The sequence below is a fragment of the Chryseobacterium artocarpi genome, assembly GCF_001684975.1.
GTDB lineage: Bacteria > Bacteroidota > Bacteroidia > Flavobacteriales > Weeksellaceae > Chryseobacterium > Chryseobacterium artocarpi.
This window is the reverse complement of the sequence record NZ_MAYH01000049.1, coordinates 16,256-28,467: the sequence shown is the minus strand read 5'-3', so window position 1 is coordinate 28,467 and position 12,212 is coordinate 16,256. Positions and strand designations below refer to the sequence as shown.

Here is a 12,212-nt window from a genome sequence, read left to right as displayed (position 1 = left end):
TTAGAAGTAAAATATTATAAAAATTCACTTATTTCAACATTATTTTGAATAGCTTTTAGCTACCACTTACTACACAAAAAAGATTATTCACTTATTTTCCATCACAAAATTTAACTCGACAATTTAAACAAGATAAATTTAATTTATTGAAAAATAAAATGATAGCGTTTTTTGTTAAATATTACAATACAAAAACTTGCGTCGTACAGATATTCATATTATATTTGCACCACTTAAAACAAAGGACATTCCTCCTTAGCTCAGTTGGTTAGAGCATCTGACTGTTAATCAGAGGGTCGCTGGTTCGAGCCCAGCAGGAGGAGCAAAAAGACTTACAGAAATGTAGGTCTTTTTTTATTGATATACTTCTATAGTAATTTTTCAAAAATTTATTAAGCACGTCATTTTAAAATAATTCATTTTTTTACAAAGATCCTTATAAAGTCTTCATTTCACATTTCTATGAAAAAAAGCTTAATCAGGTAAATTAATAACCAAAAATATCTACTTTTTAAAAGTATATTAATTGGCTGACACCATATATTTTAAACCAAATGAACCATTAATAATTTTTTCCGTCAACCTAGTACTATTTTCGCTAAATTTGCCGTTTTAGAAAGAACTATATTTTTTTTATTTTTTTATATATTTTTTAAAAAACTGCATACTTTTTGTTTATGCTAATTGCCTGAAGAAACGAATGATGTTAAACAAGAACTCCAAAAAACACTATTTTTTATTATTTTTCCTGACTTTTACAAGTATTGTATACGCTCAAAATAAAGCCAGCGGAAAAATTGTTGACTCCAAAAACAAAGAACTTAGCAAAGTTGATATCTTTATCAATGACAATACAACCCCTTCCCTTACTACAACATCGGGAAGCTTCAGCATTCAATCGGACAGTATTATTCATAAACTAAAGTTCACCAGAAAAAACTTTACTCCAGAAACCCTGGAGATCACTCCTGAAAATGCAGAAAATATTTTCGTGCAGCTTTCTCAGGCAAAAGTCAGTGACATACAGGAGATTGTTTTGAAAGGAGGAAAAACAAAATACAAAAACAAAAAAGAAAACCCTGCTTATGCCATCATGCAGAAAGTATGGGCACAGAAAAGAAATAACGGACTTGAAAAGTTTGACACTTATTCGTATAAAGAATACGAAAAGATTGAGTACGATCTGAACAATATAGACAGTACGTTCATGAAGAAAAAAATCTTTAATAAACTGGATTTCATCTTCACGTATGCAGATTCTACAGCAAGTGGCAGACTTGGTCTTCCCATATTTCTAAATGAAGCTGTTTATGAAAACTATGGAAAAAAGAAACCTAGCACAGACAGCAAGAGGACATTAATCGCACAGAAAACTTCCGGCTTCCAGGACAATCAGGTAATCACAGTTTCTGCTAAAAATCTATACAGAGATATCAATATTTATGATAACACTCTTAATTACTTTGATATCGGATTCCAAAGCCCTGCAGGAGCGGATGGTTTCGGAACTTATGATTACACTTTGGTAGATACTATTTCTATTCGTGGAGAAAAGGCTTTTCATATCAAATACCAACCTAAAAGAAAAGATGTACTGGCGTTTCAGGGAAATCTTTATATAGATACAGATAATTATGCAGTAGTGGGAGCTACATTGAGATCTACTCAAAAAATTAATGTCAACTTTGTCAACGGTGTTTATACACAATTAGAATACGACAATCCTGATGACACTACGTTCCTTCCAAAAAAGCTTGTTACAGAATTTGAAATGAGCCCTTTTTCAAAGAAAAAAGGATCTAAAAGTATTATCGCCAAAAGATCAGTTGATTATTCCAATTATGAGTTCAATAAACCTCTTGATCCCAATGTATTTAAGCGTAAGGAAGAGGAATATGAAGACAAGTTTACAGATAAAGATGAAGCCTATTGGACAAAAGCAAGACCTGATAGTTTATCAAAGTCAGAGCAAGGGATTTATAATATGCTTGATCAGCTACAGCAGACCCCTAAATTCAACCGAATTGTAAAATTATTTGAAACATTGGGTTCTCGTTATTATAACGCCTTTAAAGGAGTGGATTTAGGTCCGATCTTTTCCATATACGGAAGAAATGATGTAGAAGGAGACAGAATCAGAATCGGAGCAAGATCATATTTTGGATTGAATGACCCTTGGAGAGTTCAGTTCTATACAGCTTATGGCTTCAAAGATCAACAAGTAAAATATGGTGTTGAAGCACGTTATATGTTCAACAGACTTAACCGATTTATGATCGGAGCCGGAACCAGCAGAGATATCGTTCAGCTTGGAGGGCAGCTTACTTCAGGTGACGGAGTAGCATCACGTACTTTATCTTCAAGTACATTCTTTGCAAGAGGTGAGAATATTTCCCTAAGTTCTGTTAATCAAACCAATGTATTTGCGGCTATTGAGCCTTGGAAAAATATTCAATTCAGGGTAGACGGAGTAATGCAAAGTATAAAATCTGCTATTCCTGAGAAATTTAACCTTATGTATTATCAGAACGGAAATCTAAGAAAGACCGTTAATGATTCTCATGTTACCTTTAGTGTCATAGCAAAACCCGGAGCCAAATTTTCCCAAACCGGAATCGACAGATACCAGGCTCGAAATCTTGCTCCAACGATTGTTTTAAGATATACGAGAGGTATTGAAGGCTTATTTAATGCAGATTTCAATTATGACAAGCTACAGTTTATGTTTGAGAAGCCATTCTTAATTGGAACTATAGGAAAAACCGTTGTTAATTTTGAGGCAGGAAAGAACTTTAATACCGTTCCATTAGCATTACAGAATATTATTCCGGCTAACCTTTCTTACGGATTAGCCCCGAATACATTCTCTCAGCTTAATTACTATGAATTTGTTGCAGATGCTTATACAACTCTTCATCTGGAACATCATTTTAATGGAAAGATTCTTTCTTATATTCCTTTGATTAAAAAATTAAAATTGAGAGAAGTTGCTTTCATCAGAGCAGCTTACGGAACATTAAGCGATGCTTCTAAAGCGATCAATGTGGAAGGGTTTAAATATTCTGCTCCTAGTGAACATATTTATTACGAATATGGATTTGGGATCGAGAATATTGGTATAGGTAACCTTCGACTGTTCAGAGTTGACTTTAACTGGCGAGGAAATTATCTTGACAGACCTGATATTTCAAAATTTGGAGTAAAAGCAGGGATTCAGGTAGGATTTTAAGAAACAGAGATATAAAAATGGGGCGGCTTCTTCGAAGCCGCCCCATTTTTATATTATTTTATTCAAACTCAGATCAACAAGCGCAAGGAACAATTTCTTCCATTGCATTTGGACAATACTCCTGCTGCCAGCGTGTAAGCCCACACCATTGGACACATGTTGATGCCAAAAAATCAGGACACATATAATCACTTCCTCCGTTGATGGACTTTAGCTCATTCTTTGTAATTTTCTTAAGCTTTCTCATTGTAATATAAAATGATTAATACTAAATACATTCACAAGGCTCCTCAAAGATATTATTTGGACAATGCAGTTTTTGCCATGAAGTCCATTTGCACCATGCATTGCAAGTACTTGCTACCGGAGGGCAATTTTGAGCACCTCCATTAATTTCTTTCAAATTCTTTTTTGTTAGTTTCTTAAGGTTTTTCATAGTTATTTGTTTTTAATTTGTTACCCATTCTATGTCATTCAGCATTCACAACTGACTTGTTATTTGAGCATTAACAAATATATCAATATTTCACTACGAATAGAATATTTATGAAAAATTTAACTTTTAATCAACAAAAAAGCCTCAACAAATGTTGAGGCTGTAATTTTTATAACGCTTACAATTATGCGTTTGGTTCTACAGATACGAAAGATCTGTTGTTTGCTTTCTTTCTGAAAACTACTTTACCATCTACTAATGCGAACAAAGTGTGGTCTTTACCGATACCAACGTTATCACCTGGGTGGTGTTGAGTACCTCTTTGTCTAACAATAATGTTTCCGGCAATAGCTTCTTGTCCTCCGAAAATCTTCACACCTAATCTTTTAGAGTGCGATTCTCTACCGTTCTTGGAACTACCAACTCCTTTCTTGTGTGCCATTTTATTTTAAGGTTTTTTGGTTTATAAATTATTCTGCGCTTTCAGCTTCAACTTTCTTAGTTGTTTTCTTAGCTGTTTTTTTAGCTCCATCAAATCCTGTAATACCAGTAATTTGAATTTGAGTTAAAGATTGTCTGTGACCGTTTTTCACTTTGTAACCTTTTCTTCTTTTCTTTTTGAAAACGATTACTTTATCAGCTTTTACGTGGTCTAGGATCTCTGCTTCTACAGTGATTCCGCTTACAGCTGGGGCGCCTACAGTGATTGAACCGTTTACAGTAAGAAGAACTTTATCGAAAGATACTTTTCCTCCTTTGTCTCCTTTTAAACGGTTTACAAACAACTTCTGGTCTTGTTCAACTTTGTATTGAAGCCCTGCTATTTCTACAATTGCAAACATTGTTTATAAATTTTTAGTTATTTCGAGGTGCAAATATACAATTAAATTTCTAATTAACTTACAATCAAAGCTATATTTTTTCAATTAAAATCCTATTCACTATGTTTTGAATAATTTTTTATAATAAAGTGTTCATATATAAGAGATAATTTTATACCTTCGTTTCACCAACTAAATTATTTATATGAAAAAAAACTTTAATCTCTGCTTAATTGCAGGCGCCATTGCTGGTTCATTCCTGACAGCATGTAGTGATGACAAAATGGAAGACACTGTTCTACCTCAACAAGAAACACTTAATGCCAAGATTGATCAACCGGGAGACCTTGAAAAAATCTGCTACTATGTAGATAATAATTGGAATTCTACTGCTGTATTAAAGACTACTCTTCAGAATTCTACCGATACCAACTTCATGAATGCTCAAATGACTAAAATTGCAGGTCTTTGGGGAAGAAGCAATCCTACATTACGATTTGTAGACGATCCATCCAATTACAATTCTACCTATAATGCTATTTCCTATTCTACAGGAAAAATCTATTACGGATACGCAATCTATTATGATGCAAAATCTAAAGGTGGAGATATTGTAAACGCTATGATCCTTGCTCATGAATATGGACATCAGCTACAATATATCTTCGGACTTCCTTCTGTAACAGAAAATACAGCAAGACCAAACGAGCTTGAAGCAGATGGTTTTGCAGGATATTACTTAAGGAGACCTAATGGCTATAACAAAACTAACTTCTCTGAAATTGCTGCTGCTTATGAGTTTGCACAAAGCATCGGAGACTATCAGACAAATAGCCCGGGACACCATGGTACACCAGCACAAAGAAGATCTGCAGTACGTTTAGGATTCTTACTGGGACAATATGACCTTAATGCAGCAAACTTTGATTATAACTTCTTCTATTATTACCAAGGGGTTCTTAACGGAACTTACAGAATGGCTAAGAACACTGTAAGTCCGGAAATTGATGCTTATATGAGTAAATATATAGATGAGCTGAGAAAAATTCAATCCGGAGAAATTTCTGCGGAAGAATTTAAAAATCTAAAATAAGGAAACATTCATTTTTAGCATATTTAAGAAAGGAGGCAGACGATTTTGTTCTGTCTCTTTTTGCGTATTTGAAAAATAACGGAAGTTTTAATTACTTTTGACCCCATATCTCACCATAATGAACAGAGACCTATACATTGACTTCGCCAAAGGGTTGGCAACACTCTCTATTATCTTTATCCATACGGCATTCTGGTCTGGGCAATTTTATATTCCGGCAGAAGTAAGAGTATTCTCTCTGGTTTTTGATGTAGCACTTTTTTATGCTTTAAGCGGAATTACTTCCGGAGCTAATATTGAAAAAACATTATACAGACTCTTAAAATTACAAATCACTTATATGATTTTTGTAACCTTCCTGTTCTTTTTAGATTATTTCTTTAAAGTTTTTGGATTAACATTCTTTTCATTGGAGTGGGTTCAGAATTTCTATTCAACATTTGGTTCAAAATACTCTACAACCAGTATTTCAGACGTTCCACAATGGCAAAATCTGGGTAATTGGTACCTACATCAATACACCAATGCTGATACATTCCCTGTGGTCATGGGGAGTTTCTGGTACTTGAAAGTATATTATATTCTTACCGTGTTTGGAGTACTGATCTTGCGTTTTTTTCCAAAACACATCAATTGGTTTATAGGATTATGTATTGGTCTAACATTAATATTCAATATCTTCCCAGAATACTATCCTGCCGGACAGGTTGGGTATGTAGCATTCTATCTGGCTGTTTTTCTGATTGGAAACAGAATGCGTGGAAAAAAGATTCCCACAAAATTCATTCCTGTTTTATACACACTTGTTGCAATTGCCTTAGGATGGATGTTCTGGTATTACGGAACTGAGATCTTTTATAAGATCAATAAAAATAAATTCCCTCCAAAGATTCCTTATATCATCTGGACATTTTTCTCTCTGGCAACATTATTTGTTTTGTATAATCGTCTGAAGATCACAAAAGAAAACTTCATCACTCATATTGGTAAAAATGCAATTTTCTTTTACTTTGCACAAGGGATCAGCTCCTCGTTGGTTTATTTTCTTGTTGTTCCTTTAAAAGAAAAAATGCCTTGGTGGATTTTAATGATCTTTATTTATGTTATTAATATTGCGTTGGCATTTATCATTTCAGCAGGATTGAAAAAAGTAGATACTTCTGGCTGGAAAATTTTAGAATTTCTCAGAAGAAAAACAGCCGTTGGTCGTTAATGATTTGAAAGCTTATAATTGGTAAATACAATAGAAATAAGCTCCATGATTACATAAAACTCAACAAAAAAATAAATTCTACACCATTAGAAGCACCAAATATGTCCAATTTGTTTAAATTTACAAAAATTTTACAACATGTTTAAGTTGAAACTACCTACCGATCCAAGGTGGGCAAATATTGCGGAAGGAAACATTGGAGAAATTTTAACGGATCATGCGTGGTGCGAACAAAAAGCTGCTACCAACGCTATCGGTCTGATCACTATGCTTCCGGAATATCCAGAAATCGTGACTGAACTTCTTGCTATTGCTCAGGAAGAGCTTGACCATTTTAATCAGGTTCATGAGATTATCAAAAAAAGAGGTTATACATTCGGGAGAGCCAGAAAAGATGATTATGTGAATGAGCTGGCAAAATTTATCATTCAGGGAAGCAGAGAGGATCTTATTGTAGACAAAATGCTTTTTGCTGCTATGATTGAAGCCAGAAGCTGTGAAAGATTCAAAGTTTTGACAGAAAATATTAAAGACGAAGAACTAAAGGTTTTTTATCGTGAATTGATGATTTCAGAGGCAAACCATTATACTACTTTTATCGGGTTTGCAAGACAGCTTGGAAATCCTGACAAAGTAAATGAACGTTGGGAAGAATGGTTAGAATATGAAGCTAATATCATTAAATCCTACGGAAATAAAGAAACAATTCACGGTTAAAATATAAAACAGTAAAGAATAAACGTTGAAGAAACCAAGCTTTGAAAGTATTGCCAATTCATTCCTGAAAAACTTTTTTCAAGGACTGGTTATTATTGGACCTATCGGGTTGACAATTTTTGTCATCTGGTATATTGTCAGTGCTATTGATAACCTTGTTCCATCACTTGCAAAGCAGGTTCCTGGGCTTGTTTTCGTATCAACAATATTGCTTACTGCTATTCTAGGGTATCTGGGAAACAAATTTGTGATCGGAAGATTCTTTTTTGATACTATGGACAGCCTTCTGGAAAAAACACCCGGAGTAAAACACATTTACACTCCTACTAAAGACGTCATGTCTTCATTTGTGGGCGACAAGAAAAAATTCAACGATCCTGTATGGGTAAAAACCAATGAAAATCCTGAAATATGGAGAATCGGTTTTTTAACTCAAAAAGAAATGTCGGACGTTGACAAGCATAATTACGTTGCGGTATATTTACCCCATTCCTATGCAATTTCAGGGTGGGTAATTGTTACTGAAGAAAAAAACATCAAACCTGTAGTGGGGATGACTGCTGCTTCGGCTATGAAGTTCGCAGTAAGCGGCGGTGTAGCCGGATTCCATTCTGATGAAAATATATTTAAAGCACCGGAATAATTCCCATTCCGCTTTAGATGTACATTGATGAATTTGAAAATTATTTTCAAACAGATTTTTCTTTTACACACAATTTAAAAACATACCAGACCCATGAATTTACCGTACGCGGAGCCTTTCCGCATCAAAATGGTGGAAGAAATCCGCCAATCCACAAGGGAAGAAAGAGAGCAATGGCTGAAAGAAGCGAATTACAATCTTTTCAACTTAAAATCTTCTCAAGTTTTTATTGACCTTTTAACAGATTCCGGAACCGGTGCTATGTCTGACAGACAATGGGGTGCCTTAATGACGGGAGATGAAAGCTATGCCGGATCACGTTCTTTCGAACAGCTACAAAATACTGTTGAAAGAATTACCGGATTCAAATATTTATTACCAACCCACCAGGGAAGAGCTGCCGAAAACGTACTTTTCTCCGTATTGGTAAAAGAAGGAGATGTAGTTCCGGGCAACTCACACTTTGATACTACCAAAGGACACATCGAATTCAGAAAAGCACACGCTATAGACTGTACAATTGATGAAGCTTTTGACATCAATGACCTTCATCCTTTTAAAGGAAATATCAACCTTGAAAAGCTGGAAGAAGTTTATAAAAGTCACCCAAAAGAAAACATTCCTTTCTGTCTGATTACCATTACTTGTAATTCTTCAGGAGGACAACCTGTTTCTTTGGAAAACATGAAAGCCGTGAAAGCCCTTTCCGATCAATACGGGATTCCTGTATTTTTTGATTCCGCAAGATTTGCAGAAAATGCTTATTTCATCAAAAAAAGAGAGCAAGGACAGGAAAACAGAACTATTAAGGACATCTGTAAGGAAATTTTCTCTTACGGTGACGGAATGACGATGAGTTCTAAAAAAGACGGTCTTGTAAACATCGGAGGCTTTATTGCATTGAACAATGAAGAGGTTTTCAGAAAGGCATCCAACTTTACAATCATCTATGAAGGATTCATTACTTATGGCGGAATGGCTGGAAGAGATATGGCTGCATTAGCAGTAGGTCTTGATGAAGCTACAGAATTCGCTTATCTTGAAAGCAGAATATCTCAGGTAGAATACCTTGGAAATAAGCTGATTGAGTATGGAATTCCGGTTCAAAAACCAATTGGGGGACACGCTGTATTTATTGATTCTTTGAATTTCCTTCCAAATGTTTCCCGCGAAGAATATCCTGCACAGACTTTAGGTCTTGAAATCTATAAAGAAGCAGGAATCAGAACAGTAGAGATAGGGACTTTACTAGCGGACAGAGATCCTGAGACCAGACAAAACCGTTATCCGAAACTGGAACTGGTACGTCTTGCTATTCCTAGAAGAACATACACCAACAACCATATGGATTATATTGCCGCGGCAATCAAAAACGTATATGAAAGACGTGAAGAAGTAGCAAAAGGATATAAGATCACCTGGGAACCAGAAATATTAAGACACTTTACTGTTCAGCTTGAAAAAGCATAGATACATAGACAAAACCGGAATTCTTTTCCGGTTTTTATTTTTATAATTCTTTAGTTCCAGAAAGTCAACTCTTTAACTATACAATTATCTTATGCTTTTCATTTTATTTTTCAATACTTTTAAATCAAATTACTTTATTTTTTTTAAATAATGAATGTTTTTAATTTACTTTTGCATCGATCTAAAAATAAGATCAAAAAAATAGATTAAACACCAACCTGAAAAAATCCGTTATTCCGAACATGAATAAAATTGCTGTCGTGGGCGCTGGTATTTCCGGCTTAAGCATGGCGAATTACTTAGAAAAACATAAGATAGACTATCACATTTACGAAAGAAGAAAAAAGGAAGATCTTGCCGGGCATGGCTTTCTGATCCCCCAGGAAGGAATAGAATACCTCACTCAAATTATTGATCCTTCACTTCTTTTTGAACATGGGAATTTTCTAAAAAAATACATTCAATATTCCCACACGGGAAAAAAACTTGGAGAAAAAGACCTCAACAATGTTTTTGCAATCTCAAGACACTCTCTAATCAGTCTCTTAGCTCAAAATATTTCTCCTGAAAAGATAACCTATAGCACAACGATAATTCCTTGCGAGACTGAAATTGGAAGATTGAAGAAATCTGATGAAACCTATATTGATTCTAATCTTGCCATTATTTCGGATGGTTCCAGAAGCAGGATCAGAAGAAGTCTTTTTAAGGATGAAAAAATGAAGACAGTAAGAGAAAGCGAAGTCGTCAATATCATTAAAGACAAAGAAATTGCAGATACGATTGAAAATGATTTCATGAAATTTCATCATGATCAGGGCGGGCTTACTTTTGGTATTATCAAACTTTCAGAGGATACTATTCTATGGTACTCTCAATTTGACAATGAGAAATACAGAATCAATGAATGCTCTTGTGACAATTTAAAGAAATACATGCTTGAAGTTTTTAAAGATTGGCATCCGCTCGTTTCTTCTATTATTCAAAAATCAAACTATGAAAACGTACATTTATGGTGTGTTTATGAATTGGAAGAGCTCAATCCGTTCTATAAAAACAATATTGTTTTCATTGGTGATGCCGCACACCCTTTGATTCCTTTTACAAGCCAAGGAGTTACCTCAGCATTAAAAGACTCACACGTACTAACTAAATACTTAGTTGAAGAAGGTGGTATAACTGAAGCTTTTAGTAAATATGAATCAGACAGGAAACCCGAAATAGAAACTCATATCCAAAATGGCAGAACCTTACTGAAACAGTTTTTACTTCCTACAGATCAACATACAGATAATATTTTACCCATATCATATAAATAAAAATGTTCACGAATAACGATATTAATTTTGAAGCCCTTAAAAGAAAAGCATATAACGGAAGATGGGCAACATTAGAAGACGGAATCATTCCTCTTACCGCAGCAGATCCAGATTTCAGAACCGCTCCTGAAATAGAACAGGGAATCATTGAATACATTAAGGACGGATATTTGAGCTACGGACCTTTTTCCGGACTTCCGGAATTTAAAAAGAGTGTTGCTGATCATTTCAATCAGGAAAAACATGGCGATTTTTCCCCTGAAAATGTGCTTGCGGTAAACAGTGCTGCACAGGGAATGTTTCTAATAGCATCTTATGTTTTACAACCTGGTGATGAAGCAATTATTCTGGATCCTGTAGATTTTCTGTTTAAAAAATCAGTGGAAACAGCGGGCGGAAAGGTAATGCTGTGTCCGGTAGATACTATAACCGGCGAGATTGATTTTGAAAAAATGATTTCGTTGATTAATCCCAAGACCAAACTTATTAGCATTTGTAATCCTCACAATCCGCTTGGGAAGGTTTATTCTAAAGAGGTTTTGAAAAAGGTTTCCGAAATTGCTTCCGCTCACGACTTATGGGTAATGAGTGATGAGATTTGGAGTGATATTATTTATGATAACAGAGATTTTCATACCTATTCATCAGTTTCTGAAGAGGCAAAGAGAAAGAGTTTTACCGTATATGGTTTTTCAAAGTCATTTGGAATTGCAGGATTGAGAATCGGAGCTGTTTTATGTAATGACCAGGATATTCTTGAAGATTTTACAGAGAAATCTAATTTCAATTCTACCATTGAAGGAGTTTCAACTTTATCACAAATTGCGGGAAGTGTAGCTTTGGAAAAAGCAAAACCATGGTATAAAGAATTTTTAAATCATTTACAGCAAAACCGAGATCTTGCTTTTAAATTATTAAGCAACTCTGAGATAGTAACTCCTAATCTACCGGAAGCCACTTTTGTCTTATTTCCAAAAATTAAAAACGAAATGTCAAGTGATCAGTTTGTCCAGCATGTTTTACAACAGGGAAAGGTGGCTATTGTTCCGGGATCAGAAAGATGGTTTGGAAAAGGAGCAGAAGGTCATATCAGAATTTGTTTTTCAACTTCACAAGAAATTCTTGAAGAAGGAATTAATAGAATCATTAAAAGCTTTTGAAGTTAAAAATTTTCATATAATTAAACATAATAATTATTAATATTCGCTATAACAATAAAAACAACATTAAATTAAGACATCCATAACAAATAAATCTTTTTAATGTTGATT

At 34.5% G+C, this 12,212-nt stretch carries 11 protein-coding genes, 1 tRNA gene and 1 pseudogene; 9 read left to right on the top strand and 4 right to left on the bottom strand.

Annotation, left to right across the window (positions count from 1 at the left end):
- Positions 1–249 precede the first annotated feature (249 nt).
- Positions 250–323, top strand: a tRNA-Asn gene (locus BBI01_RS19415).
- Positions 324–700: 377 nt separating this feature from the next.
- Complete coding sequence (locus BBI01_RS19410; protein WP_228394043.1) at positions 701–3,229, top strand: DUF5686 family protein; 2,529 nt, start codon at positions 701–703, stop codon at positions 3,227–3,229.
- Positions 3,230–3,302: 73 nt separating this feature from the next.
- Here the strand turns inward: BBI01_RS19410 and BBI01_RS22590 are convergent, their stop codons facing one another.
- The 4 genes and pseudogenes from BBI01_RS22590 to rplU all read right to left on the bottom strand — a co-directional run.
- Positions 3,303–3,476, bottom strand: a complete 174-nt coding sequence (locus tag BBI01_RS22590; protein WP_123862185.1) for a bacteriocin-like protein — start codon at positions 3,474–3,476, stop codon at positions 3,303–3,305.
- A 21-nt stretch (positions 3,477–3,497) separates the two neighbouring features.
- Positions 3,498–3,665, bottom strand: coding sequence for a bacteriocin-like protein (locus BBI01_RS22930; RefSeq protein ID WP_165602279.1), 168 nt, complete (start codon positions 3,663–3,665; stop codon positions 3,498–3,500).
- Between the two features lie 184 nt (positions 3,666–3,849).
- Positions 3,850–4,107: a 50S ribosomal protein L27 gene (rpmA, locus tag BBI01_RS19405; protein WP_002984034.1), complete on the bottom strand. Its 258-nt coding sequence runs from the start codon at positions 4,105–4,107 to the stop codon at positions 3,850–3,852.
- Between the two features lie 34 nt (positions 4,108–4,141).
- Positions 4,142–4,507: pseudogene (rplU, locus tag BBI01_RS19400) on the bottom strand (50S ribosomal protein L21); the annotation flags it as partial.
- Between the two features lie 184 nt (positions 4,508–4,691).
- Here rplU and BBI01_RS19395 point away from each other — a divergent pair.
- The 7 genes from BBI01_RS19395 (at position 4,692) to BBI01_RS19365 (ending at position 12,101) form a co-directional block, all read left to right on the top strand.
- Complete coding sequence (locus BBI01_RS19395; protein ID WP_065396305.1) at positions 4,692–5,579, top strand: neutral zinc metallopeptidase; 888 nt, start codon at positions 4,692–4,694, stop codon at positions 5,577–5,579.
- A 118-nt stretch (positions 5,580–5,697) separates the two neighbouring features.
- Positions 5,698–6,792, top strand: a complete 1,095-nt coding sequence (locus tag BBI01_RS19390) for an acyltransferase family protein (RefSeq protein ID WP_065396304.1) — start codon at positions 5,698–5,700, stop codon at positions 6,790–6,792.
- Positions 6,793–6,930: 138 nt separating this feature from the next.
- A complete protein-coding gene (locus tag BBI01_RS19385) occupies positions 6,931–7,509 on the top strand; it encodes a MiaE family protein (RefSeq protein ID WP_065396303.1) in 579 nt (192 codons plus the stop codon).
- A 25-nt stretch (positions 7,510–7,534) separates the two neighbouring features.
- The gene (locus BBI01_RS19380; RefSeq protein WP_065396302.1) at positions 7,535–8,152 is read left to right on the top strand and encodes a DUF502 domain-containing protein; all 618 of its coding nucleotides are present in this window, start codon (positions 7,535–7,537) and stop codon (positions 8,150–8,152) included.
- 93 nt (positions 8,153–8,245) lie between these two features.
- Positions 8,246–9,622 carry a tryptophanase TnaA gene (gene tnaA, locus BBI01_RS19375; RefSeq protein ID WP_065396301.1) on the top strand — a complete coding sequence of 459 codons (1,377 nt, stop codon included), beginning with the start codon at positions 8,246–8,248 and terminating at the stop codon, positions 9,620–9,622.
- 242 nt (positions 9,623–9,864) lie between these two features.
- Positions 9,865–10,941 carry an FAD-dependent monooxygenase gene (locus BBI01_RS19370; RefSeq protein WP_065396300.1) on the top strand — a complete coding sequence of 359 codons (1,077 nt, stop codon included), beginning with the start codon at positions 9,865–9,867 and terminating at the stop codon, positions 10,939–10,941.
- 2 nt (positions 10,942–10,943) lie between these two features.
- Positions 10,944–12,101, top strand: coding sequence for a pyridoxal phosphate-dependent aminotransferase (locus BBI01_RS19365; protein WP_065396299.1), 1,158 nt, complete (start codon positions 10,944–10,946; stop codon positions 12,099–12,101).
- The last annotated feature ends 111 nt before the right edge of the window (positions 12,102–12,212 follow it).